This is a genomic window from Amycolatopsis sp. NPDC088138 (genome assembly GCF_044741685.1).
GTDB lineage: Bacteria > Actinomycetota > Actinomycetes > Mycobacteriales > Pseudonocardiaceae > Amycolatopsis.
The window spans coordinates 687,123-710,144 of the sequence record NZ_JBIUTB010000007.1 but is presented as its reverse complement, the minus strand read 5'-3'; the positions used below and the strand labels follow the sequence as shown (position 1 = coordinate 710,144).

The 23,022-nt window shown below is 70.4% G+C and carries 24 protein-coding genes; 16 read left to right on the top strand and 8 right to left on the bottom strand.

What is annotated here, in order from left to right; translation table 11 throughout:
- Window positions 1–2: 2 nt before the first annotated feature.
- The 3 genes from ACIOD2_RS40055 (at window position 3) to ACIOD2_RS40045 (ending at window position 1,561) form a co-directional block, all read left to right on the top strand.
- Window positions 3–641 (top strand): hypothetical protein, encoded by a 639-nt coding sequence (locus ACIOD2_RS40055; protein ID WP_400550258.1) that lies wholly within the window; start codon window positions 3–5, stop codon window positions 639–641.
- Window positions 642–714: 73 nt separating this feature from the next.
- The gene (locus ACIOD2_RS40050; RefSeq protein WP_323324409.1) at window positions 715–1,377 is read left to right on the top strand and encodes an HD family phosphohydrolase; all 663 of its coding nucleotides are present in this window, start codon (window positions 715–717) and stop codon (window positions 1,375–1,377) included.
- 34 nt (window positions 1,378–1,411) lie between these two features.
- Complete coding sequence (locus ACIOD2_RS40045; protein ID WP_400550256.1) at window positions 1,412–1,561, top strand: hypothetical protein; 150 nt, start codon at window positions 1,412–1,414, stop codon at window positions 1,559–1,561.
- A 34-nt stretch (window positions 1,562–1,595) separates the two neighbouring features.
- Here ACIOD2_RS40045 and ACIOD2_RS40040 read toward each other — a convergent pair whose 3' ends face one another.
- Both ACIOD2_RS40040 and ACIOD2_RS40035 read right to left on the bottom strand, forming a co-directional pair.
- Window positions 1,596–2,246, bottom strand: a complete 651-nt coding sequence (locus ACIOD2_RS40040) for a class II aldolase/adducin family protein (RefSeq protein ID WP_400550254.1) — start codon at window positions 2,244–2,246, stop codon at window positions 1,596–1,598.
- A 278-nt stretch (window positions 2,247–2,524) separates the two neighbouring features.
- The gene (locus tag ACIOD2_RS40035; protein WP_400550252.1) at window positions 2,525–3,478 is read right to left on the bottom strand and encodes a hypothetical protein; all 954 of its coding nucleotides are present in this window, start codon (window positions 3,476–3,478) and stop codon (window positions 2,525–2,527) included.
- Between the two features lie 129 nt (window positions 3,479–3,607).
- Between ACIOD2_RS40035 and ACIOD2_RS40030 the strand changes: the two genes are divergently transcribed.
- The 3 genes from ACIOD2_RS40030 to ACIOD2_RS40020 are packed head-to-tail and all read left to right on the top strand — an operon-like array spanning window position 3,608 to window position 7,330.
- Window positions 3,608–4,837, top strand: a complete 1,230-nt coding sequence (locus tag ACIOD2_RS40030) for a DUF445 family protein (protein WP_400550250.1) — start codon at window positions 3,608–3,610, stop codon at window positions 4,835–4,837.
- Between the two features lie 59 nt (window positions 4,838–4,896).
- The gene (locus ACIOD2_RS40025) at window positions 4,897–6,072 is read left to right on the top strand and encodes a DUF445 family protein (RefSeq protein WP_400550678.1); all 1,176 of its coding nucleotides are present in this window, start codon (window positions 4,897–4,899) and stop codon (window positions 6,070–6,072) included.
- Between the two features lie 40 nt (window positions 6,073–6,112).
- Window positions 6,113–7,330 (top strand): DUF445 domain-containing protein, encoded by a 1,218-nt coding sequence (locus tag ACIOD2_RS40020; protein ID WP_400550248.1) that lies wholly within the window; start codon window positions 6,113–6,115, stop codon window positions 7,328–7,330.
- Between the two features lie 516 nt (window positions 7,331–7,846).
- On the opposite strand, the gene ACIOD2_RS40015 is transcribed toward ACIOD2_RS40020, so the two are convergent.
- Genes ACIOD2_RS40015 through ACIOD2_RS40005 form a run of 3 tightly spaced genes read right to left on the bottom strand, consistent with a single transcriptional unit; the run spans window position 7,847 to window position 10,485 of the window.
- Window positions 7,847–8,728: a metal ABC transporter permease gene (locus ACIOD2_RS40015; RefSeq protein ID WP_400550246.1), complete on the bottom strand. Its 882-nt coding sequence runs from the start codon at window positions 8,726–8,728 to the stop codon at window positions 7,847–7,849.
- 3 nt (window positions 8,729–8,731) lie between these two features.
- A complete protein-coding gene (locus ACIOD2_RS40010; protein ID WP_400550244.1) occupies window positions 8,732–9,577 on the bottom strand; it encodes a metal ABC transporter ATP-binding protein in 846 nt (281 codons plus the stop codon).
- 2 nt (window positions 9,578–9,579) lie between these two features.
- Window positions 9,580–10,485: a metal ABC transporter solute-binding protein, Zn/Mn family gene (locus ACIOD2_RS40005; RefSeq protein WP_400550242.1), complete on the bottom strand. Its 906-nt coding sequence runs from the start codon at window positions 10,483–10,485 to the stop codon at window positions 9,580–9,582.
- 187 nt (window positions 10,486–10,672) lie between these two features.
- On the opposite strand from ACIOD2_RS40005, the gene ACIOD2_RS40000 reads away from it, so the two are divergent.
- The 5 genes from ACIOD2_RS40000 (at window position 10,673) to ACIOD2_RS39980 (ending at window position 15,371) form a co-directional block, all read left to right on the top strand.
- Entirely contained in the window at window positions 10,673–11,773 is a 1,101-nt protein-coding gene (locus ACIOD2_RS40000) for a LacI family DNA-binding transcriptional regulator (protein WP_400550240.1), read from the top strand.
- A gap of 169 nt (window positions 11,774–11,942) precedes the next feature.
- Entirely contained in the window at window positions 11,943–12,434 is a 492-nt protein-coding gene (locus ACIOD2_RS39995) for a beta-class carbonic anhydrase (protein WP_392760164.1), read from the top strand.
- Window positions 12,435–12,476: 42 nt separating this feature from the next.
- Window positions 12,477–13,436 carry a glycosyltransferase gene (locus tag ACIOD2_RS39990; protein ID WP_400550238.1) on the top strand — a complete coding sequence of 320 codons (960 nt, stop codon included), beginning with the start codon at window positions 12,477–12,479 and terminating at the stop codon, window positions 13,434–13,436.
- Window positions 13,437–13,445: 9 nt separating this feature from the next.
- Window positions 13,446–14,321 (top strand): A/G-specific adenine glycosylase, encoded by an 876-nt coding sequence (locus tag ACIOD2_RS39985; protein ID WP_400550236.1) that lies wholly within the window; start codon window positions 13,446–13,448, stop codon window positions 14,319–14,321.
- 90 nt (window positions 14,322–14,411) lie between these two features.
- The gene (locus tag ACIOD2_RS39980; protein WP_400550234.1) at window positions 14,412–15,371 is read left to right on the top strand and encodes an N-acetylmuramoyl-L-alanine amidase; all 960 of its coding nucleotides are present in this window, start codon (window positions 14,412–14,414) and stop codon (window positions 15,369–15,371) included.
- On the opposite strand, the gene ACIOD2_RS39975 is transcribed toward ACIOD2_RS39980, so the two are convergent.
- Window positions 15,368–16,114, bottom strand: coding sequence for an alpha/beta fold hydrolase (locus ACIOD2_RS39975; RefSeq protein WP_400550232.1), 747 nt, complete (start codon window positions 16,112–16,114; stop codon window positions 15,368–15,370). The two genes, ACIOD2_RS39980 and ACIOD2_RS39975, sit on opposite strands and share 4 nt — an antisense overlap.
- A 75-nt stretch (window positions 16,115–16,189) precedes the next feature.
- Between ACIOD2_RS39975 and ACIOD2_RS39970 the strand changes: the two genes are divergently transcribed.
- From ACIOD2_RS39970 to ACIOD2_RS39960, 3 genes are all read left to right on the top strand, one after another.
- Window positions 16,190–17,620: a M1 family metallopeptidase gene (locus tag ACIOD2_RS39970; protein WP_400550231.1), complete on the top strand. Its 1,431-nt coding sequence runs from the start codon at window positions 16,190–16,192 to the stop codon at window positions 17,618–17,620.
- A gap of 214 nt (window positions 17,621–17,834) precedes the next feature.
- Window positions 17,835–18,146, top strand: coding sequence for an antibiotic biosynthesis monooxygenase family protein (locus ACIOD2_RS39965; RefSeq protein WP_400550229.1), 312 nt, complete (start codon window positions 17,835–17,837; stop codon window positions 18,144–18,146).
- On the top strand, window positions 18,139–18,933 hold the full coding sequence (locus ACIOD2_RS39960; protein ID WP_400550227.1) for an SIR2 family NAD-dependent protein deacylase: 795 nt from the start codon (window positions 18,139–18,141) through the stop codon (window positions 18,931–18,933). Before ACIOD2_RS39965 ends, ACIOD2_RS39960 begins: the two co-directional genes overlap by 8 nt.
- Here the strand turns inward: ACIOD2_RS39960 and ACIOD2_RS39955 are convergent.
- Together ACIOD2_RS39955 and ACIOD2_RS39950 are read right to left on the bottom strand one after the other, a co-directional pair.
- Window positions 18,922–20,025 (bottom strand): hypothetical protein, encoded by a 1,104-nt coding sequence (locus tag ACIOD2_RS39955; protein WP_400550225.1) that lies wholly within the window; start codon window positions 20,023–20,025, stop codon window positions 18,922–18,924. The genes ACIOD2_RS39960 and ACIOD2_RS39955 overlap by 12 nt on opposite strands.
- A 25-nt stretch (window positions 20,026–20,050) precedes the next feature.
- A complete protein-coding gene (locus ACIOD2_RS39950; protein WP_400550223.1) occupies window positions 20,051–21,067 on the bottom strand; it encodes an endonuclease/exonuclease/phosphatase family protein in 1,017 nt (338 codons plus the stop codon).
- A 115-nt stretch (window positions 21,068–21,182) separates the two neighbouring features.
- Here ACIOD2_RS39950 and ACIOD2_RS39945 point away from each other — a divergent pair, with 115 nt between their 5' ends.
- Both ACIOD2_RS39945 and ACIOD2_RS39940 read left to right on the top strand, forming a co-directional pair.
- On the top strand, window positions 21,183–22,163 hold the full coding sequence (locus ACIOD2_RS39945) for an ATP-binding cassette domain-containing protein (protein WP_400550221.1): 981 nt from the start codon (window positions 21,183–21,185) through the stop codon (window positions 22,161–22,163).
- Window positions 22,160–22,966, top strand: coding sequence for an ABC transporter permease (locus ACIOD2_RS39940; RefSeq protein ID WP_400550219.1), 807 nt, complete (start codon window positions 22,160–22,162; stop codon window positions 22,964–22,966). The genes ACIOD2_RS39945 and ACIOD2_RS39940 overlap by 4 nt, the downstream gene beginning before the upstream one ends.
- Window positions 22,967–23,022 lie beyond the last annotated feature (56 nt).

The window sequence follows — 23,022 nt, the reverse complement described above, 5'->3', positions numbered from 1 at the left end:
CCTTGCTCACCCGCCTGTCCCCGCTCACCGAACTGGCCACGCGCCTGCGCACGGCCGGATTCCCGCTCGCCGCCGACTGGCGAGTGGTCGACACCTGGTTCCGGTCGTGGGCCGACCACCCGGACCTGCGCGAGGAGCTGCGCACGCAGCTGCGCTCGCTGTCCGCCGCGCAGGCCGCGAAACTGCTGCGCTCGTCCCGGGAAACCACGACCCATTTCGCCTGGTGCCTGCTCGATTCGCCGACCGACCCGTTTTCCTTCTGGCTGCACGAATACAAGGCGCAGCGAGACTGGCGGGAGGGGTACGCGGATTCCGTGCACAACCACAGGTATCACTTCTGCACCACCATTCTCCGTGGCAACTACCTCCACGAAAGGTACGAGACGACCCACGATCCCCGTACCGGCCTGATTTCTTCCGCACAACTGCGCCGCCGGACGTTGTGCCAGGCCGGGGCGTGCGCCGCCATGCTGGCCGACGAATACCACCGGATCCCCGAAGCGGCCTCCGGCACGATGACGTTCCTGGTGAAATCACGGCCGGTGAGCACGTTCAGCCTTTCCTACGATCCGACCAGTGGAATCGGCCATCGTCACGTTCCGGTCGAGGTCCGATTGGGGGAATTGGCCGACCGAATCTAGCTACACACCGGCGTCAACGGCGCTTACCATTACTCCACCCGTCTGAATACCACGGCCGGGATCGGAGAGGTGTATGCGCACGCAGGAAAGCACGATCGACCACGTGACCCTCGACGCCGTCGAAAACCGGGTGCACCGGCTTTGCCGGGAGTACGCCGAGCGGCTGCAGTTCCACGGCTGGCACCACGTCAGCTTCGTCCGCGCGAAGGCGGCCGGCTTCGCCCAGCACAACGGAGCCGACCGCGGCGTGGTCGAAGTGGCCGCGCTGGTGCACGACGTCAACTACCTGGTGCTCCGCAATTCGCCGGCCGCGGCCGGCAGCGGCCTCCGCGGGGAGATCCTCGCGGAGTGCGGCGTCGCCGACGGTGTGGCGCGCTGGATCGACGAGATCGTCGACGAAGCCGAGATGGCCACCCGCGGCCGCGACATTTCGCTGGAGGCGCAGGCCTTGAGCGACGCGGACACGCTGTTCAAGGCGCTGCCGGTGACGCCGGTGGTGCTCGCGCACCGCTACCTGCGCGAGAACGGCCTGAGCCTGCGGGAGCTGGCGGACAAGATCGTCGGCGAGCAGTGCGACGTCCACGACGAGGGGTACTACTTCTACAACCCCGAGGCCGCGGCGACGTACTCGCGCTGGGCGATGGCGAACCTGCAGCTGTGGCAGTGCATCCAGGAGGCGGTCGACGACCCGACGGTGGTGGAGCTGCTGGACGCGGTCGACGCGGTGGCGTCCTGACGCGGCGAACCGGTCTCATCGCCGAGGAGTTCGCATGACCTGCAGCCCGCCGCCGTCGTCCGGTCACCCGCAGCCCTGGGTCGAGGGGATCGCGGTGGCCGCACTGGCCCTCGGGGTGTTCGGCTGCGTCGCCGCGGCAAGCCGGTGGCGGCGATCGGCGTGGCGTTCTCCGTGCTCGGGATGATCATGGTCGCCGTCCCGCACTGAGCGCCCGCCGGTCAGCCCTGTCCGTAGCCCCGCAGGCGGTCGACGACGTTGGCGACCTCGGCCGGCGGCAGCAGGCTCGGCCGGCCGGCGCCCTGCGCGAGCAGCCACACCCGGCAGGCCCACTCGAGCTGCTGGGCGCGGTGGTAGGCGGCTTCGAGGCCGTCGCCGTAGGTGAGGGTGCCGTGGTTGGCCATCAGGCAGCCACGGCGCCCGTCGAGTGCTTCCAGAACGGCGGATGCGAGCTCGGGCGTGCCGTAGGTGGCGTAGCGCGCAACACGCACGGAGGGTCCGATGGTGGCGATGATGTAGTGGATCGGCGGCAGCTCGCGCACGAGCGTCGACACGGCGGTGGCGTGCGGCGCGTGCGTGTGCACGACGGCGGTGACAGGCTCCTGGTCCGGGTCGCGGACGTCCCAGTAGACCGACAGGTGCATCGGCAGCTCGCTGGTCGGCCGGAGCTCGCCGTCGATGACCTCCCCGCCCAGGTCGACGACGGGGATGTCGGCCGGGGTCATCGCGGAGTAGGCCACCCCGGTGGGCGTGACGGCCACGAGGTTCCCGGCGCGCACGGAGACGTTCCCGGAGGTCCCGACGACCAGGCCGTCACCGACCATCCGCCGCGCGTAGGCGCAGACGGCGGCCCGCTCGGTCTCGAGGATCATGCGCAGGTCCCGTCTCGTGAGTGATCAGCAGCCGTTGTGCACACTGCCAGCCACCCACGAGGATCGGCCACCTACCCGTCCGGGGGATATCCGGCCTGGTCACGTCCGGATTCGAGCACCCGAGGGCGCGCCTGTGCCCGATGGCGCCTTCCGGGCCATCCGGCCCACGCGCAGCCCCCGCCACTCCCTGGGGGGCGTCCCCTGTCCAGTCTATCGGTCCTGACCTGCAAAAACGGGCACTCCGGAAATCTGTGGACAACCGGAGCCGTTGTGGATAACTACGCCTTGGCGGGCTGCGCGGGAGCCGGAGCCTTGGCCGCGGGTGCCGGAGCCGGCTTGCGGTCCCCGTTCGCCGGAGCCTGACCCGAAGCCGAAGCCTGACCCGGAGAAGCGGGAGCCGCAGCTTTCGCCGGAGCCGGAGTCTCCTCCGCGGGAGCCAGCAGCTTCATCGCTTCCTTGACCGCCACATCCGTCGCCGCAATGCGCTCGGCGACCTTCGTCCGCAGGTCCAGCGCCAGCTTGCGGTTCTGGTCCGCCTCCGCCTGGCGGGCGCGCGCCTCGGCCAGTGCCGCTTCCGTCTCCTGCTTCTTGCGCGCGACCTCCTGCTCGAAGGTCTGCTTCTTCTTCGCCAGCTCCTCCGACGCCACCCGGTCCGCGTCGGCGCGCTTCTCGGCCGCCGCGGCCTCCGCCTTCGCGTCCGCCTCCTTGCGGGTCCGCTCGGCCGCCGCCGCCAGCTCGACCCGCTTGGCGCCCGCCGCGGCCGTCAGCTTCTCGATCTCGCCCTTCGCGTCCTTCAGCAGGCGCGCGCGCTCCTCTTCCGCGTCCTTCGCCAGCTTGTCGGCCGTGCGGCGGGACTCGTGCGCGTACTTGTCCGCCTGGTCGCGCGTCGAAGCCGCGTCGGCTTCCGCGGCGGCGCGCAGGTCGGCGATCTCTTCTTCGGCGAGCTGCATCATCGTGCGGACGCGCTCGGCCATCGCACCGGCGCCGGACGGGCTCGAGCTCATCCGCGCGAGGGCGGCCTTCGTTTCGGCCAGCTCCTTCTGCGCGTATGCGAGGGCCTTCGTCAGATCCGACGACGTCGCGACGGCGTCGTCGCGGTTGCGGGCGGTCTCGCGGAACTCCTTGGTCAGCTCGGCGATGCGTTCGTCGACCTGACGCTGGTTGTAGCCGCGGAGACCCACGGCGAACTGGGCGGTCTTCGGGGAGGGTTGGGGCTTATCGGGCGCGACCATCGGGCCACCTTAATGATCCGGGGACCGTTCGTCTGTACCGCCAAACGGATGCATCACGAATTTGGGAACCCCCGGTCACCCATGGCATTCTGAGCTTGTTGACCAGCCGTTAACGGCGAGGAGGCCACTGTGGACATTCCGGCCGTCCTCGCCGACATCGGTGCGCATTGGCACGTGTACCTGACCATGCCGTTCATCGCCGCGTTGATCGGGTACGTCACCAAGCGCGTGGCCATCGAAATGATGTTCCGGCCCCTGGAGTTCACCGGGATCAGGCCGTTCCTCGGCTGGCAGGGTGTCATCCCGGCGAACTCGCGGCGGATGGCCACCACCGCCGTCGACCTGCTGACCCGCAACCTCGTCGACCCGCAGGAGATCTTCGCCCGGCTCGATCCGGAGGAAATGGTCAAAGAGCTCGAAACCCCGCTGCTCAAGGCCGTCGAAGACGTCACACGTGAAGTCATGGAGACCTACCAGCCGCGGCTGTGGGAGATGCTGCCGTCGCGGGCACAGCGGCTGCTCCTCGACCAGGTCCGCGCGCAGGCGCCCGACGTCGTCAAGCGGCTGCTGCGCGAGGTCTCGACCAACATCGACGACGTCCTCGACGTCAACGACATGCTGATCAACGCCATGGTCCGCGACAAGTCGCTGACCTGCCGGCTGATCCGCGAGGTCGCCACGCCCGAGTTCAAGTTCATCGCGCGGTCGGGGATCTACTTCGGGTTCGTGATCGGACTCGTCCAGTTCGTCGCCTGGGCGCTGACGAAGGAACCGCTGATCATGCCGATCTTCGGTTTCGTCACGGGCTTCGTCACGGACTGGCTGGCCCTCAAGATGATCTTCTACCCGCGCGAGCCGCGCGGCTTCGGTTTCTTCCGCTGGCAGGGCATGTTCCAGAAACGACGTCAGGAGGTCGCCGCCGACTACGGCGCGCTGATCGCCGACGAGGTCCTGACCGTGCGGAACGTGATGGAGGCCGTGCTCACCGGCCCGCGCGCCGACCGGCTGTTCGCGCTGATCACCCGCGAGGTGCAGCGCACGATCGACGCGCAGACCAGCATCGCCAAGCCGCTGGTGGCGCTGACCATGGGCGGCCGGCAGTACCAGGAGATGAAGCGCGCGGCCGCCGAGAAGGCCATCGCCTACCTCCCCGAAACGGTGAAACACGTCGAGAGCTACGCCACCGGCGCCCTCGACGTCCGCAACACGATCGTCGAGAAGATGCAGCAGCTGACGCCGATCGAGTTCGAAGGCATCCTGCGGCCGGCCTTCAAGCAGGACGAATGGAAGCTCATCGCGGTCGGCGCGGTGATCGGTGGCCTGGTGGGTGAACTCCAGGTGCTGCTCCTGCTGCACTGATCAAGGGCCGATAGCGTGCGGTCGTGGATTTCAGCACGCACTGGCAGGTGTACGTCACCATGCCGTTCATCGCGGCGCTGATCGGGTACGTCACCAAGCGCGTGGCCATCGAAATGATGTTCCGGCCCGTGGAGTTCGTCGGCGTCAAGCCGTTCCTCGGCTGGCAGGGCGTGCTGCCGGCGAACGCCGAGCGCATGGCGGCGACGGCCACCGAGATGCTGACGACGAACCTCGTCGACCCGAAGGAGATCTTCGCCCGGCTCGACCCGGCGCAGGTGGCGAAGGAGATCGAGCAGCCGCTGCTGCGGGTCGTCGAGGACGTCACCCGCGAGGTGATGGAGACCTACCAGCCGCGGCTGTGGGAGGTGCTGCCGAACGGCGCGCAGCAGCTGCTGCTCAAGCGCGTGCAGGCCGAAGCGCCGAGGGCGATCACCAAGATCATGCGGGAGATCGCCGACAACATCGAGGACGTCCTCGACCTCAAGCACATGGTCGTGACGAACCTGGTGCGCGACAAGGCGTTGCTGAACCGGCTGATCCGCGACATCTCCCGGCCCGAGATGCGGTTCATCGCGCGCTCCGGCATCTGGTTCGGGTTCACCCTCGGCTGCGTGCAGCTCGTCGTCTGGGCGCTGACGAGGTCGCCGATCGTGCTGCCGCTGTTCGGCCTCGGCATCGGCTGGCTCACCGACTGGCTGGCCCTCAAGATGATCTTCCTGCCGCGCGAGCCGCGCCGGTTCTTCGGCTTCTACACCTGGCAGGGCGTGTTCCAGAAGCGCCGCGACGTCGTCGCCGCCGACTACGGCGACATGATCGCGCGCGAGATCATCACCATCCCGAACCTGCTCGAAGCGGTGCTGAGCGGGCCGAAGTCCGACCGGCTGTTCACGATGATCACGCGTGAGGTGCAGAAGACGATCGACGCGCAGGCGAGCGTCGTCAAGCCGTTCGTGGCCATCGCCGTCGGCACCCGGCGGTTCCAGGAGCTGAAGCAGACGGCGGCGGCGAAGGCCGCGGAGCGCGTCCCGGAGACGATCCGGTACGCCGAGAACTACGCGGTCAACGCGCTCGACGTGCGCAACACGATCGTCGACCGGATGCGGAAGCTGAGCGCACTCGAGTTCGAGCAGCTGCTGCGGCCGGCCTTCCGGCAGGACGAGTGGAAGCTGATCGCGGTGGGCGCGGTGATCGGCGGGCTCGTCGGCGAGTTGCAGGTGCTCGCGCTGCTCGGTTAGCCGGTACGGTTTCGCTTTCGGGTGTGCGAGGGAGGTCGGGATGGACGCTGTCCTGAACGACCTCGCGCTGCACTGGCCGCTGTACGCGGCGATGCCGTTCATCGCGGCGCTGATCGGGTACGTCACCAAGCGCGTCGCGATCGAGATGATGTTCCGGCCGCTCGACTTCGTCGGGATCAAGCCGGTCTTCGGCTGGCAGGGTGTCGTCCCGAAGCACGGCGGCCGGATGGCGGCGGTCGCCACCGAGCTGCTGACGGCCAACCTGCTCGACCTGAAAGAGGTCTTCGGCCGGATCGACCCGGTGATCATCACGAGCGAGCTGGAGCAGCCGCTGCTGCGCGCGGTCGACCACATCGCGCGCGAGGTGCTGGCCGAGCACCACCCGCGGCTGTGGGAGGTCATGCCGACGCTGGCGCAGGAGATGCTGATCAAGCAGGTCCAGGCCTCGGCGCCGCGGCTGGTGCGGGAGTTCCTCGACGACGTCCGCGAGAACCTCGACGAGGTGCTCGACGTCCAGCACATGACGGTCCAGCGGCTGACCCGCGACCGCGCGCTGCTGGTGCGGCTGATCCGCGAGACGTCCCGGCCGGAGATGGCGTTCATCGCCCGGATGGGCATCTACTTCGGCTTCGGGCTGGGTCTGGTGCAGACGATCGTCTGGGCATTCACGCGCGAGCCGTGGGTGCTGCCGGTCTTCGGCGGCGTGATCGGGCTGTGCACGGACTGGCTGGCGATCAAGCTGATCTTCGTCCCCCGCGAGCCGGTCCGCGTCGGCCGCGTGATCTTCCAGGGCAAGTTCCAACGGCGGCGCGCGGAGGTCGCGAGGCAGTACGGCGAGCTGATCGCGACCGAGGTCCTGACGGTCCAGAACCTGCTGGACGCGGTGCTCCGCGGCCCGCGAGCCGATCGCTTGGCGGCGCTGGTCGAGCAGATGGTGTCTTCCGCGGTCGACACACAGATGTCGGCCTCGGTGCTGACGCTGACGGTGGGTGGCCCCCGGCTGCGCGAGATGAAGCACGCGGCCGCGACGAAGGCGTTGGAGCAGCTGCCGGACACCGCGCGCTACGCCGAGGGCTACCTGACCGAGGCGATGGACGTCGCGAAGATGATCGAGCAGCGGATGCTCGCGCTGACGCCGCTGGAATTCGAGGGGCTGCTGCGACCGGCGTTCCGCCAGGACGAGTGGAAGCTCATCGCGGTGGGCGGGGTGATCGGCTTCCTGGTCGGGGAGCTGCAGGTCCTGCTGATGCTGGGTTAGGCCACGGCGGGCGGGTGAGCGACGGGTTCCGAACCCGCCACCTCGCCGAGCGCCCAAGCCCGCTGCGCCCGTCGCCCTCACGGCCGCGAAGCTCCCCCCGCCCTTCCCTTGGGGGGCGTCCCCTTGTCCAGTCTATCGGCGGGGTGCGACAAAGCCCCCGAATCGGCGCGGGAAGGGCCGAGTTGTCCACAACCACGCGACCCTGTGGACAGCCCAGGTCAGGTCGTTGCGCGCGGCCAGGTCGGCGGGCGCGGCCAGGTCGGCGGGCGCGGCCAAGTCAGCAGCAGCGGCCAGGCGGGTGGGCGGGCGCGGCCAAGTCGGCAGCAGCGGCCAGGTCGGTGCACGCGGCCAAGCCGGCGGGCGCGGCCAAGTCGACAGGCGCGGCCAGGCCAGTGAACGCGATCAGCTCAGCGGGCGCGGCTCCTCGGCCGAGCCCCCACCTCGGGTCGATGGAGGATTTGGGACGTTGAACGTCCAGAAAACGCCATCGTCAGCGACGGCAGCCAAGCCAGCTGATCAAGCCACCGAGGCCAGCTCAGCCGCCGAGGCCACCGCACGCACCCGCGTCCGCCGGTCCCGCTGCCAGGCGATCACCCGGCACACCACGTAGATCAAGAACGAAATCGCCGTGACGAACGCGCTCACCGGCAGTCCCGGCGCCAGTGACAGCACGATCCCGCCGATCGCCGACACCTCCGCGAAGACGATCGACAGCACCGTCGCCTTCCAGGGGGACGCCGTCACGCGGGCCGCCGCCGCGGCCGGGGTCACCATCAGGGCCACCACCAGCAGCGAGCCGACCACCTTGACGCTCAGCGCCGTCGAAATGCCCACCAGCAGCGCGAACACCACCGTCAGGGTCTTGACCGGGACGCCGCGGGCCACCGCCACATTGCGGTCGACCGAAGCGAACAGCAGCGGCCGGTAGACCAGCGCCAGCACCGCCAGCACCACCACCGACGACACCACGAACAACGTCAGGTTCGTCGAATCGATGGTGATGATCTGGCCCGTGAGAATGCCGAACTTGTTGCCGGACCGTCCTTTGTAGAAGGACAGGAACAGCACGCCCATGCCGAGGCCGAACGACAGGATCACGCCGATCACGGAGTCGCGGTCGGCGTCGCGGGCGCCGAGGATGCCCAGCAGCAGCGCCGCCACCACCGCGCCGATCAGCGCGCCGTACTCGACGCCGATCCCGAGCAACAACGCCGCCGCGCCGCCGGTGAAGGCCAGCTCCGATGTGCCGTGCACGGCGAACGACATGCGGCGCATCACGATCAGCGGGCCCAGCACGCCGGCCACCAGGCCGAGGATCGCAGCCGCCAGCAACGCCGTCTGGACGCCGTCGAGCTCGGTGATCAGCTCCCAGGTCTTGCCGAAGTCGAACAGATCCAAGACTCAGCCCACTTGTTCTTCGACGTCGTGTTCGTGGTGGTGCGGCTCCTCCTCGCACAGCGAGCTCTGCGCGCCCGCGATGTGGATCTGCCCGCCGACCTTGAGCACCTCGACCCGCGTGCCGTACAGCTGCGACAGCGTCTCGGTGTTCATCACCTCGTCCGGCTTGCCGATCCGGAAGGAGCCGTTGACCAGGTACAACACCCGGTCGACGAACGGCAGCACCGGGTTGATCTCGTGCGTCACGAACAGCACCGCGGTACCCGCCGTGCTCCGCCGCTCGTCGATCAGCTCGCTGATCGCGCGCTGGTGCGCCAGGTCCAGGGACAGCAGCGGCTCGTCACACAGCAGCACTTCGGGGTCGCCGACGAGGGCCTGCGCCACCCGCAGCCGCTGCTGCTCGCCGCCGGACAGCCGGCCGACGGGCTGCTTCGCGTACCGCGTCGCGCCCACCTCGGAAATGGCCGAAGCGACTCGGCGACGGCGCGCGGCCATGCCGAACAGGCCCGTGCCCCAGCGGTGGCCGTCGAGCCCCAGCCCGACCAGGTCGACACCGCGCAGCGTCAGCGACTCGTCGATCGCGCGCTGCTGCGGGATGTACCCGACCTTGCGGTTCGCGCCGCCCGGACGTCCGCCGGCGATCTCGACCGTGCCCGTGGACAGGCCCTGCATGCCGAGCATCGCCTTGAGCAGGCTGCTCTTGCCGGAGCCGTTCGGACCGAGCACGGCGAGGAACTCAGCCGGCTCGACGACGAGGTCGAGGCCCGACCAGAGGGTCCGGGGACCGAACGCGAGACCCGCACCGCGGACCCGGACCGCGGGACGTACGTCGTCAGAAACGGGAGCCATGCTCAGCTCAACGCTTTCGCCAGCGCATCGACTTCCCCGGTCATCCAGCCAATGTAGTCCGTCACGCCCTGGGGCAGCGTTTCGGTCACGTCCACGACACCGATTCCGGCGGCCTTCGCCTGGCCGACGACGTCCTGGGTCAGGGGGGTCACCGTCTGCGCGTTGTTGATCAGCGCCTTGACCTGCTCGGTGGCGATGAGCTGCTTGTACTCGTTCACCGCGCCCGCCGGGACGTCGGTGTCGTTCTCCACCGCGTCCGAGAACGCCTTGGGGGTCGCGTCCGTCAGCTTCGCGCTCTGGAGCAGGTAGTGCGCGACCGGCTCGGTGACGACGACCTTCGCGCCCGGGTGCGACGCGCCCAGCTCGCCGAGGCGCTTCTCCAGCGCGCCGACCTTCGCCTTGAACGCGGTCGCGTTGTCGGTGAAGGCCTGCTTCGACGCCGGCTGCAGCTCGCCGAGCTGCGCGGCGACCTGGTCGGCCACCTTGTCGACACCCGGCAGGTCGTACCAGACGTGCTCGTTCTCGTCGCCGGTCGCGGCGACGTCGTAGGCGACGATCTTCTTCGCGTCGCCCGCCTGGTCGGTGAGCTTGCCGAAGAACTCGTCGTAACCGCCGCCGTTGGACAGCAGGAGCTGCGCGTCCTTCGCCGCGAGGGCGTCGTCGGCCGTCGTCTCGTAGGAGTGCGGGTCGGCCGACGGGTCGTGGATGACCGACTTGACCTGCACCTTGTCCCCGCCGACAGCACTGGCCACGCTGCCCCAGACGTCCGTCGAGGCGACGACCTTGATCTTGCCGTCGCCGCCGGACTGCCCACCGCCGTCGGCGCCGGACGACCCGCCACCGGAGCACGCGGCCAGCGTGAGGAGGGACAGGGCCGAAGCGGCGGCGAGCACGCGGCGGGAACTCATCGGTGGACTCTCCTGAAGACACTCAGACGCTAATGGAAACCGTTGTCAGATTCACCTTACCCCATCCGGATGACTTCCTGGCCATCCGATCCAGGTTTGGTGTATGCGAGTTCACGCATGCGGATCGAGACATCGACCACGCGGGGTGTCTCTTCAGGAAAACGATCTGAACCGTTACGGTTTGCTGATGGGACGTCCTATTCGCACCCGGAGGCAGGCGACACTGGCGTCGCTCGCGGCGGAGCTCGGTGTGTCCAGGACCACGGTGTCCAACGCCTACAACCGGCCGGACCAGCTGTCCCCGGAACTGCGCCGCCGGGTCCTCGAGACCGCGCGGCGCCTCGGCTACCCCGGACCCGACCCCGTCGCCCGCTCGCTGCGCACCCGCAAGGCCGGCGCCGTCGGGCTCCTGCTCACCGAGAACCTCTCCTACGCCTTCCGCGACCCCGCGGCCGTCGGTGTCCTCGAAGGACTGGCCCTGGCCTGCGAAGACGCCAGTGTCGGCCTCCACCTGGTGCCGGCCAGCCCGGGCCGGGAGGACGTCGCCGCGGTGCACCGCGCGGGCGTCGACGGCTTCGTCGTCTACTCCGTGCCGGACGACGACCCGCACCTGGCCGCCGTGCTGGAGCGGCCGGTGCCGACGGTGATCATCGACCAGCCGAGCATCGAGGGCATCGACCGGGTCGGCCCGGACGACGCGGCCGCCGTCGGCAAGATCGCCGAGCACCTGGTCGGCCTCGGCCACCGGCAGGTCGGCGTCATCTGCATGCGGCTGGCCCGCGAGCGCAACGACGACTTCGTCTCCCCGGTGCGCCAGAGCGGCGCGCACTTCCACGTCCAGCGCACCCGGCTCGAAGCGCTCGCCGTGGCGTTCTCCGCGGCCGGCGTCGACTGGGCCGGCGTCCCGGTGATCGAGCGCTTCGACCACACGGTGGACGACGGCGCGTCCGCCGCCCGGCAGCTGCTCGACGCGTATCCGCAGATCACGGCCGTGATCTGCACCTCGGACATCCTCGCCCTCGGCGCCATGGCGGAGGCCGAACGGCGCGGGCTGCGCGTGCCGCAGGACCTCACCGTCACCGGCTTCGACGGCATCGCCGAAGCCGAGCGGATCGGCCTCACGACCGTCCACCAGCCGGTGCTCGAGAAGGGCAAGATGGCCGGGCGGCTGCTGCTCAGCTCGGGCGAGCGAAGCGCGCCGAAGGTGATCACGCTGCCGACCGAGCTGCGCATCGGCCGGACGTCGGCACCCCCGCGCACGGTCGAGGAACCCTGGTTCGGCGGCTGACACTGTGCCATCCGGGGCTTCGCCCCGGCCGGGGGCTCCGCCACCCGGACCCCCTAAAACTGGGTTACCTGCGGTGATCTAGCTCTTTTTGCATTGCCTGATCGCATCCGGCCCAGGTCCAATGGACGAGTATGCCCGCGCCGCGGGGCCACTGGCCGGAAGGTGACCGATGACCTCGATCGACGTTCTGCTCAAGCGCAACCAGGAACTCGGCGAAATCACGCCCGGCGACCGGTCGACCCCGAAGCCGTCACTCCAGGTGGCCATCCTGACCTGCATGGACGCCCGCATCCGGGTGTTCGAGCTGTTCGGCCTGCTCCAGGGCGAGTCGCACGTGCTGCGCAACGCCGGCGGCGTGGTCACCGACGACATGATCCGCTCGCTGGCCCTGTCGCAGCGCAAGCTCGGCACCCGCGAGGTCCTGATCGTCCAGCACACCGAGTGCGGCCTCTCGATGGTCACCGAGGACGACTTCAAGGACGAGCTCGAGAGCGACACCGGACTGCGCCCGACCTGGGCGGTCGAGGCGTTCCGCAACGTCGAGAACAGCGTCCGGACGTCGGTGGAGCGCGTGCGCCGGAGCGACTTCCTGCCGCACACCGACAACGTGCGTGGCTTCGTCTACGACGTCAAGACCGGGAAGCTCACCGAGGTCGAGTAGCCTTCGCGTTCAGATGCCGTCACCATCTGAACGGGGTACAGCGTGCGCGTCCTCTTCACCGGCCTCGCGTCACCCGGTCACACCTACCCGCTGATCCCGCTCGCGATCGCGGCGCGGGAGGCCGGGCACGAGGTGCACTTCGCGGCCGGTGAGCACGTCCACGCGGCCCTGCTCCGGAACGGGCTCCGGCCGTTCCGGCCCGCCGACTCGTTCTACGAGATCTACGCCGAAGACCTGGAACCGGAGCTGGCGCGGTTGCGGCCGGACCTGGTCGTGCACGGCTGGGGTGTGCCGGAGGCGGCCGTCGCTGCGCGGCGGGCCGGGATCCCCGCGCTCTGGCACGGGTTCGGCCGGCTGCTCCCCGACGGGATCGGGTTCGACCGGCCCAGCGGCGGGACGCACCTGGACATCTGCCCGGCATCGTTGCAGGACAAGGACTTCCTTGCGACGGCCGAGCGGATCGCCCTGCGTCCGGTGCCGTACGCCGAACCCGGCCCCTTCGAGCGGCCGTCGCGACCGCTGGTCTACCTGACGCTCGGCACCGCGTTCGGCACCGCCGAGGTGCTCACGACGACGATCCGCGGCTTGGCGGCCCTCGACGCGCACGTGGTCGTCGCCTCCGGCCGGGTGCGCCCGGAGGAACTCGGCGCGGTGCCGCGCAACGTCACCGTCCAGTCCTGGGTGCCACAGGCCACCGTGGTGGCGCACGCCGACGCGGTCGTCCACCACGGCGGCAGCGGCACCACGCTCGGCGCGCTCGCCGAGGGCGTCCCGCAGCTGGTCCTGCCCCAGGGTGCCGACCAGTTCGCGAACGCCGACGCGCTGGTCGCCGCCGGTGCCGCGTTGCAGCTCCGGCCCGGTGAGCTGAGCGCGGACGCCGTCACCGAACAGGCGCGGAAGCTGCCGTCCTGCCGTGACGCGGCCCGCGCGCTCGCCGCGGAGATCGCCGCGATGCCGTCGCCGGGCGAGGTCGCTCGCGAGCTGCCGAAGTACGCGAAGTAGCCTCCCGGCGTGGCTGTGGACGCTGACGTACTGCTCGACTGGTTCTCCGCGCACGGCCGGGACCTGCCCTGGCGCGAGCCCGGGTGCTCGGCCTGGGGTGTGCTGGTCAGCGAAATCATGCTGCAGCAGACGCCGGTCGCCCGCGTCGAGCCGATCTGGCACGAGTGGATGGCGCGCTGGCCGGTGCCCTCGGCGCTGGCCGCGTCGTCGCAGGGCGAGGTCGTGCGGGCCTGGGGCAAGCTCGGCTACCCGCGCCGCGCGCTGCGGCTGCACCAGGCGGCGGGCGTGATCGCGGCCGAGCACGGTGACGTCGTCCCGTCCGATGTGGACACCCTGCTCGCGCTGCCGGGGATCGGCGCCTACACCGCGCGGGCCGTCGCCGCGTTCGCCTACGGGCAGCGCGCGCCGGTCGTCGACACGAACGTGCGGCGCGTCGTCGCGCGGGCGGTGCACGGCGCGGGCGACGCCGGGCCCGCGTCGAACACCCGCGACATGGCCGACGTCGAGGCGCTGCTGCCGGCCGACGAGGCGCCGGCCGCGCGCTTTTCCGCCGCGATCATGGAGCTCGGCGCGCTGATCTGCACCGCGCGCGCCCCGCGCTGCGCGGACTGCCCGGTGTACGACGAGTGCGCGTGGCAGCACGCCGGACGTCCGGAGTACGCCGGCCCGGCCAAGCCGGTGCAGAAGTTCGCGGGCACCGACCGGCAGGTGCGCGGGCTGCTGCTCGACGTCCTGCGCGGCACCGAGGGGCCGGTCGAAAAGGCGAAACTGGACCTCGTCTGGCACGACGGCGGCCAGCGTGATCGGTGCCTGGACTCGCTGCTCGTCGACGGCCTGCTGGAGCAGACCCGCGACGGCCTCTTCGCACTTCCGGGCGAACACTAACGCGCTACTGCAAAAGTTGGTCAATAGTTGTCTTAGGCGCGATGCGGGGTTACCTTCGCCTGGTTGCATTCCGGCGGAAGGTGTCACGCAATGGCGGACTTTGACCGCCGTGCCCTGCTCAAGGCGGGATTCACGGCGACCGCGGTCGGAACACTGGGGCTGACGGGGATCAGAACGGCGGCAGCGGCGGCCGTACCCACGCCGACCATCCACGGCACGGCCGAGTGGGGTGCCCGGGCCGCCACCGGCCCGATCGTGGTGGAGAACCACAAACCGACCTACATCGTCGTGCACCACGCGGTCGACCCGCCGATGAACAACGACTTCTCCCTGGCTCGCGCGTTCTACGTCGCGAAGTTCATCCAGGACCTGCACATGGACAAGAACGGCTGGATCGACAGCGGCCAGCAGTTCACGAACAGCCGCGGCGGGTTCGTCACCGAAGGCCGGCACCGCAGCCTGGAGATCCTGCGCGGCGGCACCCAGCACGTGCAGGGCGCCAACGTCGGCAACCACAACAGCGAGGTCATCGGCATCGAGAACGAGGGCCTGTACAGCACGGTCGACGTGCCTCAGGCCCTGTGGGACTCGCTGGTGAACCTGGTCGCCTACATCGCGCACCAGTACGGCATCGCGCCGGAGTTCATCAAGGGCCACCGCGACTTCAACACGACCGAATGCCCCGGCCAGGTGCTCTACAACCGGCTGCCGGAGCTGCGCACCGCCGTCGGGCGGGTCCTCGGCGTACCGGTGGCACGGGCCGAGGCCGGGTGGCCGCTGCTCAAGCCGGGTGACACGGGCAAGCAGGTGCGGCTGGCGCAGCAGTTCCTGCGCTCGGCCGGGTTCGGCGTGCCCGCCGACGGTGTCTTCGGGAAGTCCACAAAGGACGCCGTGACCGCTTTGACGGCGCAGGCCGGCCTGCCGCGCGACACGTGCACCGCGTCGAAGGCGGCCGACGAGACGGGCTTCCTCGGCTCGGACGTCTGGCCCCTGATCGTCCCGGCCGACCGCTCGACGGCGGCCTGGCGAGCGGACCTCTCCCGGGCCTAGCGGTTCAGGACCTGGGACAGGAAGGCCTCGACGGCGCCCCGGTAGGTCTCCGGGGCCTCGTCGTGGGGCAGGTGGGCCGAACCGGGGACGACCAGGTGCTTCGCGCCCGGCACCCTGGCCGCGACCGCCGCCTGCTGGCCGGGCGGCATGGCCGTGTGCTCACCCTCGACCAGCAGCAGCGGGCAGCGGATCGCGTCCACAGTGGACCAGTAGTCCCGGCGGCCCCACTCGGCGGCGATGACGTACAGGTCCTCCAGGTCGGCGACCAGGTGGAACCCGTCGGAACGCTCCTCGACGCAGTCGGTGAAGTACTCGCCCGCGTCGCCGAAGAACTCGCGGACGTGGTCGAGGGACTTGAACGGCACCGGCCAGCTCTCGAAGTACCCGCGCCACGTCTCCACGGTCCGGCCGCGCTGGTCCGGCGCGAAGTCCTCGGACACCACCGCGCGCACCAGCTCCGGGTACCGCGCGGCCGTCGCCCACGCGTGCAGGCCGCCCATCGAATGGCCGATGAGCACCGCCGGGCCGGCGTCGAGGGTGCGCAGCGTGTCGGCGACGTCTTCGGCGAACCGCTCGGTCGTCCAGGGGCCGACGCGTGGCGCGCTGCCGTGGCCGCGCGCGTCGAGGCCGTACACCGCGCCGTAGGGCCGGAGCCACTCCGCGACGCGCCGCCACGTCCGCGCGCGGCCCATCAGGCCGTGGAGCAGGACGATCGGCACGCCGCTGCCGCCGAAACAGAGCACGCGGTCACCTAACCACAGATCCGCAGGTACGGAACGTGACCGAGCGGTCGCGCACGATGACCTAGGCTGGGCTGCATGCGCCGCCGACTCACCGCCCTCGCCCTCTGCAGTGTGGTGATCTCCGCCGCGGCCTGCAGCGGTGACGCCGTCCCGGCGCCGCCCCCACCACCCCCGATGCACCCGGTCCCCGGGGCGCCGGGCGCCGGTGATCCGTATTACCCGGAGGACGGCAACGGCGGTTACGACGCCCTCGACTACCACGTCGACGCGAGCTACGACCCGGCGAGCGGCCACCTCGACGGCGACACGACGGTCACCGCGAAGGCCACCCAGGACCTCAGCCGGTTCGACCTCGACCTGCGCGGACTCGACGTCAGCAGTGTCGAAATCGACGGCCGGCCGGTGAGGTTCAGCCGGGAGAAGGCGTTCGAACTGGTCGTGACGCCGTCGGCGCCGATCCGCGGCGGGACGACGTTCCACACGCGCGTCCGCTACGGCGGCGACCCCGCGAAGACCCCGCACAACGGCGGCAGCGAGAACGGCTGGCAGCACTCCGCCGACGGCGGCGCCTACATGGTCGGCGAGCCGCACTCGGCCGCGTACTGGTACCCGGTGAACGAGACCCCGCGCGACAAGGCCACGTTCACGCTCACCACGCACGTCCCGGACGGCTGGACGGTGATCTCGAACGGCCGTGAGCTGCCGCCGGTGCACGCCGGCGGCAAGACCACGACGACGTGGACCGAGACGAACCCGGTGGCGAGCTACCTGACGACCGTCGCGATCGACAAGTTCAGCGTCGACCGCTCGACCCTGCCGGACGGCACCCCGGTCGTCTCCGCGTACGCCCCCGGCGCCGAGGACCACCGCGCGACCGGCGACCGGCTGCCCGAGGTCCTCACCTTCCTGAGCAGCAAGTTCGGGCCGTACCCGCAGTCGGCGGCCGGCGGGATCTACCTGAACGAGGACATCCACTTCTCACTGGAGACGCAGACCCGGCCGACGTACGCGAAGTGGGCCGAGCTGCTGACCTTGGTGCACGAGAACGCCCACCAGTGGTTCGGCGACTCGGTCTCGGTCGCCGACTGGTCGGACACCTGCCTGAACGAGTGCTTCGCGTCGTACGCGCAGTGGCTGTGGGGCGAGCGCGAGGGGCAGAACCTCGACGACCGCTACCGCGCGGCGATCGAGCTGACCCGCGGCAGCACCGACTTCTGGAGCCGCAAGCTGGTCGGCATGGGCGCCGGGCACGAGTTCGAAGGCGTCTACGACAAGGGCATCCTCGCGCTGCACGCCCTGCGCCGGAAGATCGGCGACCCGGCGTTCGACCGCCTCCTGCACGAGTGGCCGGCGAAGTACCGGCACGCGAACGCGACGTGGACGTCCTTCGAGAACCTGGCCCGCAGCATCTCCGGCCAGGACCTGAAGCCCTTCTTCACCGACTGGTTCCACGGCACAGCGTTACCGGCGGACGCCGACCTCTACCCCGGCACCCTGCGCAGCTGACCACGGCCCGCGTGTCGACCCCCCAATCACGTGTGATGCCCCTCCAATCACGTGCGATGCCTCTCTGATCACGCGAGATGCCCGCCGGGTCACGCAAGGTGCCCCGGAGCCCGTGCTCGGACGGGTCACACCCGTGATCGGAGAGGCATCACGTGTGATTGAAGGGGCATCACACGTGATTGGAGGGTCGACACGGCGTCAGTAGGGTGGAGCCATGAGTGTTGTGAAGATCAACGCGATCGAGGTTCCCGAAGGTGCCGGCCCCGAGCTGGAGAAGCGGTTCGGCGCGCGGCTGCACGCCGTCGACCAGCAGCCCGGCTTCCTCGGCTTCGAGCTGCTGCGGCCGGTTTCCGGCGAGACCCGCTACTTCGTCTACACGAAGTGGGAGACCGAGGAGGCCTACCAGGCCTGGGCGACCGGTGGCGCCGCCGCGGCCGCGCACTCCGGCGAGCGCGCCAAGCCGGTGTCGAGCGGGGCCAGCCTGCTGGAGTTCGAGGTCGTCCTCGGCTCGCAGCCGGGTGAGTGACCTCGCCCGCGCCGCGGAACTGCTGGACGGCGCCGGTGCGCTGCTGATCTGCGCCGGCGCCGGGATGGGCGTCGACTCCGGCCTGCCGGACTTCCGGGGCGGCGAGGGGTTCTGGCGCGCGTACCCGCCGTACGCCCGGCTCGGCCTGCGGTTCGAGGAGATCGCCGACCCGCGTCACTTCGCCGAAGATCCCGAGCTGGCCTGGGGTTTCTACGGCCACCGCCTGGACCTGTACCGGAAGACGGTGCCCCACCGCGGGTTCGCCCTGCTGCGCGAGATCCGGCCGCCCGGCGGCGTGCGCGTCTTCACGTCCAATGTGGACGGACAGTTCCAGAAGGCGGGCTTCGAGCACGTCGCCGAAGCACACGGGTCGATCCACCACCTGCAGTGCCTGTCCGGCTGCACCACCGAGATCTGGCCCGCCGACGTTTCCGTGGCCGTCGACACCGAGACGATGCGCGCGGTGCCGCCGCTGCCGTCGTGCCCGCGCTGCGGCGGCCTGGCGCGCCCCAACATCCTGATGTTCGGCGACTACGAGTGGGTCCCGGACCGCAGCCAGGAGCAGCTGGACGAGCTGACCGCCTGGCGCCGCACGGTGCGCGACCTCGTGGTGGTGGAACTGGGCGCGGGCCAGGCGGTCCCGACGGTCCGCCGCTACAGCGAACTCGCCAGCGCCGCGACCGGCGCGTTGATCCGCATCAACCCGCGAGAGCCCCGGATCCGCCACGGCCGCGGGGTGTCGATCGCGGCCGGCGCGCTGGAGACGCTCGAACAGCTACGGGCGTAACCAGAGGTCGCGGTTGCCGGCGAGCAGCACGCGGCCGTCGGCCAGTGTCGCCGCCGCCGTCACCGGTGAGCCGGAACAGCCCAGGTCACCGCGCTGCCAGGCCGAACCCTCGGGGACCAGGACCGACGAGCAGAACCGGTCGTGCGGCTCCATGGTCCGCGCGGCCAGCACCGGCACCCCGTGCGCGTCCAGCGTTCCCGCCACGACCCCGCCGGGTCCCGGTACGTCCACTGTGGACCACGCGCCGGGCTTTCCGATGACCACGAACGGCGTCTGCAGGGAACCGTCGTTCGTTTCGCCGTAGAGCAGCCACTGGCCCGACACCGGCAGGATCCCGTACACGAGCTTCTTGTCCGACGAGGTCGGCAGCTCGGACACCGTCCAGCTGCCGCCACCGTCGTGCGACGCCCAGATCTGCAGGTGCGGGTTCGAATAGCCGACCGCGAGCAGCTCCGGACCGGCGGCCGCCACCGACCACGGGCCGCTCGCGACGTTCGCACCCCCGGCGACCGGCATGACGACCGTGCGCTGGGACTTGCCTTCGTCGGCCGACACCCAGGCCACCGGACTGGTCGAACTCCCGAGGGACGCCGTGCCGACGGCCACGAGGTTCGTCCCGGAGCGGGCGAGCGCGGTCGGCCTCAGCTGCCCGTCCAGGCCGGCCAGCCGGACGAGCGTGCCGTCGGCCTCGCGGCGGCCGAACTCCGTGCCGACGCCGACCACCGAGCCGTTCGGGCCGGGCACCGCGGCCACGGCGTCCAGCCCGCCGCCGCGCCAGCCGTTGCCCCCGGTGTTCCGCCCGAACGAGTCACTGCCCGGCGCCGGATCGATCTTCAGCGACGTGCACCCCGCGTCACCGGTCCAGTTGGCCGTGACCTCGCGGTAGCCGTTGGCGTAGTTGCCGATCCCGAGCACGCAGCCACCCACCGGGACCAGCGCCTTCAGGCCGACGTTGGACGCCACCCAGTCACCGTCGGCGGGAAACTGCACCGCCCCGGCGTGCATGGTGAAGCCCAGCGCTGACGACGCGCCGCCCGCCTGTCCGCAACCGGCGACCAGTGCGATCAGGAGCAACGGCAGGAGTCTTCGCATACCGGTCAGCCTGCCAGCGGCCCGCTCACGGCAGTTGCACTTCGGCGAAAACCGCGTGGTGGTCGCTGCCCTGGACGTCGAACACCCGGTAGTCCCGCACCGCGGCGCGGTTGTCGACGACGACGTGGTCGATCGTCACCAGCGGCATCGACGACGGCCACGTCGGGGACAGTCCCGAGCCGTGCTGCTCAGCCGCGTCGTTGTAACCGCGGGACAGCACCGTGCGGAAGGCCGCGTGGTCCAGGGTCGCGTTGAAGTCGCCCGCGAGGATCCGCAGGCCGTGCTCGCCCGCCGCGCGCGACAGGTCCTTGATCTCGCGCTCCCACTGCGGGGTGTCGACGTCCGGGGAGATCGGGTGGACGGCGACGACCTCCGCCACCACGCCGTCGCCGAGGTCGACCTGGGCGCCCGGCTGCTTGGCCGCGGAATCACCCGTCAGGTTGACCTCCGTCAGGGGGAAGCGCGACACGATCCCCGAGCCGAACGCGCCGGGCGCCGCGTGCAGCACGCGGTAGGGAAGCGTCTGGAACAGCCCGGCCGCCGTCAGGCCGTCGACCGCGCGCGGGGTCAGCTCGACCAGGTTCAGGACGTCGATCCGCTGCGTGCGCACCAGGTCGACGACGGCTTTCGGGTCGGCTTGGCCGTAGAGCAGGTTCGACGCGAGCACCCGCAGCGTCTTGCCGTGCACGTCGCGTTGCTCGCTCGCCGAAACCCGCGGCACGACCAGCACGGCCAGCGCGACCGCCAGCACCAGCGCGACCCCGCCGGCCCACCAGCGCCGGAACGCCAGCGCGAGCCCGCCGAACACGGCGCCGTACCCGACCGCGTACGGCGTCAGTGACAGCACGACGAGGGTGTACCAGTCCCCGTCGAAACCGATCAGGCGCAGCGCGGCCAGGACCGCCAACGGCACCACTGGCACCACCAGCAGGGCCGTGACCAGCGGGTTCTTCCGCCGCACCCGCGTCTCTTCCGTTGTCACCATGGTGCCGAGTATGCCGAGGCGGCGGCCGGACGGCCCGGGCGGCGACAACTCCTCCACAAGATCTCCACCAGCGCCTGCCAGTGCCGGACAGCCGCTGCCAGCGCGCTGTGCGCGGCCTGCCAGCCCGCGGGTCCACTGTGGCTCCCGTAAGCGACTGCGAAGGAGGAACGCCATGTCGCACGCGATCCAGGCTGAAGGCCTGGTCAAGCACTTCGGGGAGACCAAGGCGCTGGACGGGGTGGACCTCGAGGTCCCTTACGGCCAGGTGGTGGGGGTGCTCGGGCCGAACGGCGCGGGCAAGACGACCGCGATCCGCATTCTGGCGACGTTGATGAAACCGGATTCCGGCAGAGCCACGGTCGGGGGGTACGACGTGGTCGCCGACCCGGTCCGGGTCCGCAGCCTGATCGGGCTGACCGGGCAGTACGCGTCGGTCGACGAGGACCTCAACGGCATCGAGAACCTGATGCTCATCGGCCGGCTCTACGGCCTGTCCCGGTCCCAGGCCAGGGCACGGGCCACCGAGCTGATCGAGCGGTTCGAGCTGACCGGCGCGGCCAAGCGCGCGATCCGGACGTTCTCGGGCGGTATGCGGCGGCGGATCGACCTGGCCGCCAGCCTCGTCGGCCGGCCCGAGGTGCTCTACCTCGACGAACCGACCACCGGGCTCGACCCGCACGCCCGCAACGAGGTCTGGGACGTCGTCCGCAACCTCGTCGCCGACGGCGCGACGGTGCTGCTGACCACGCAGTACCTCGAAGAGGCCGACCAGCTGGCCGACAAGATCACCGTGTTCGACCACGGCCGTGTCGTCGCCGACGGCCGGGCCGACGAGCTCAAGCGCCGGGTCGGCGGCCAGACGCTGCAGGTGCGCCCGACCCAGCTGTCCGACATGGACGCCGTCAACCGGATCCTCGGCGACCTCTCCGGCGTCCGGCCGACCCGTGACGACGCCTCCGGGCTGCTCACCGCGCCGGTCAGCGACCCGGTGCTGCTGTCCACATTGGTCCGCAAGCTCGACGAAGCCGGGATCACCGCGGACGAGCTGGCGCTGCGGCTGCCCAGCCTCGACGAGGTGTTCCTCGCGCTGACCGGGCACGCCGCCGAAGAGTCCACTGACGACACCCGCGATCTCGAAGGGAGCCTGGCATGACGACCCTGGCACTCGACCGCCCGGCCCCGCCGCGGCACATCAGCCCCGCCAAGGGCTTCCAGCACGCGCTTTCGCTGGCCTGGCGCGGCGTCCTGAAGATCCGCAAGAACCCGGAGCAGCTGGCCGACGTCACGCTGATGCCGATCATCTTCCTGGTCATGTTCGTCTACCTGTTCGGTGGCGCGCTGTCCGGCTCGACCGACGCGTACCTGCAGATGGTCGTCCCGGGGATCATGGTGATGAACATCCTGCAGGCGTGCCTCACGGTCGGCACGAACCTCAACACCGACATCACCAAGGGTGTCTTCGACCGGTTCCGCAGCATGCCGATCGCCCGGTCGGCACCGCTGATCGGCGCGGTGCTGGCCGACATCGTGCGGTACGTGGTCTGCCTGACCGTGCTGATGGTCGTCGCGACGATCATGGGCTACCGGATCGCGACCAGCCCCGGCGAGTTCGTCGTGGCCATCCTGCTGGCGCTGGCGTTCGGGCTCTGCTTCTGCTGGGGCTCGGTGTTCGTCGGCATGATCATGAAGTCGCCGGGCGCGGCGACGGCCCTGATGTTCGTCTTCATCATGCCGCTGACGTTCGGCAGCAACGTGTTCGTCAGCACGAGCACCATGCCGGGCTGGCTGAAGGCGTGGGCCGACATCAGCCCGGTGAGCCTGATGGCCAACGCGCTGCGCGGCCTGATGAACGGCGGCGCCGTCGCCGGCCCGCTGGCCGGCGCCCTGGCCTGGATGGCAGGCGCGGTCATCGTGTTCTTCCCGCTGGCCACCTGGGCCTACCGCCGGCGGGTCTGAGGGCGCGGGTGCACGGGGGTGACCCACGCCAGTAGCTGAAGGGGACGTTCGCCGGG

What these genes read in the sequence shown, in the direction of transcription:
- ACIOD2_RS40050 (WP_323324409.1), top strand. Translation starts at nt 715, where the DNA reads ATGCGCACGCAGGAAAGCACGATCGACCACGTGACCCTCGACGCCGTC.
- ACIOD2_RS40045 (WP_400550256.1), top strand. Translation starts at nt 1,412, where the DNA reads ATGACCTGCAGCCCGCCGCCGTCGTCCGGTCACCCGCAGCCCTGGGTC.
- ACIOD2_RS40040 (WP_400550254.1), bottom strand. Translation starts at nt 2,246, where the DNA reads ATGATCCTCGAGACCGAGCGGGCCGCCGTCTGCGCCTACGCGCGGCGG.
- ACIOD2_RS40035 (WP_400550252.1), bottom strand. Translation starts at nt 3,478, where the DNA reads ATGGTCGCGCCCGATAAGCCCCAACCCTCCCCGAAGACCGCCCAGTTC.
- ACIOD2_RS40025 (WP_400550678.1), top strand. Translation starts at nt 4,897, where the DNA reads ATGCCGTTCATCGCGGCGCTGATCGGGTACGTCACCAAGCGCGTGGCC.
- ACIOD2_RS40020 (WP_400550248.1), top strand. Translation starts at nt 6,113, where the DNA reads ATGGACGCTGTCCTGAACGACCTCGCGCTGCACTGGCCGCTGTACGCG.
- ACIOD2_RS40010 (WP_400550244.1), bottom strand. Translation starts at nt 9,577, where the DNA reads ATGGCTCCCGTTTCTGACGACGTACGTCCCGCGGTCCGGGTCCGCGGT.
- ACIOD2_RS40005 (WP_400550242.1), bottom strand. Translation starts at nt 10,485, where the DNA reads ATGAGTTCCCGCCGCGTGCTCGCCGCCGCTTCGGCCCTGTCCCTCCTC.
- ACIOD2_RS40000 (WP_400550240.1), top strand. Translation starts at nt 10,673, where the DNA reads ATGGGACGTCCTATTCGCACCCGGAGGCAGGCGACACTGGCGTCGCTC.
- ACIOD2_RS39995 (WP_392760164.1), top strand. Translation starts at nt 11,943, where the DNA reads ATGACCTCGATCGACGTTCTGCTCAAGCGCAACCAGGAACTCGGCGAA.
- ACIOD2_RS39980 (WP_400550234.1), top strand. Translation starts at nt 14,412, where the DNA reads ATGGCGGACTTTGACCGCCGTGCCCTGCTCAAGGCGGGATTCACGGCG.
- ACIOD2_RS39970 (WP_400550231.1), top strand. Translation starts at nt 16,190, where the DNA reads ATGCGCCGCCGACTCACCGCCCTCGCCCTCTGCAGTGTGGTGATCTCC.
- ACIOD2_RS39965 (WP_400550229.1), top strand. Translation starts at nt 17,835, where the DNA reads ATGAGTGTTGTGAAGATCAACGCGATCGAGGTTCCCGAAGGTGCCGGC.
- ACIOD2_RS39955 (WP_400550225.1), bottom strand. Translation starts at nt 20,025, where the DNA reads ATGCGAAGACTCCTGCCGTTGCTCCTGATCGCACTGGTCGCCGGTTGC.
- ACIOD2_RS39945 (WP_400550221.1), top strand. Translation starts at nt 21,183, where the DNA reads ATGTCGCACGCGATCCAGGCTGAAGGCCTGGTCAAGCACTTCGGGGAG.
- ACIOD2_RS39940 (WP_400550219.1), top strand. Translation starts at nt 22,160, where the DNA reads ATGACGACCCTGGCACTCGACCGCCCGGCCCCGCCGCGGCACATCAGC.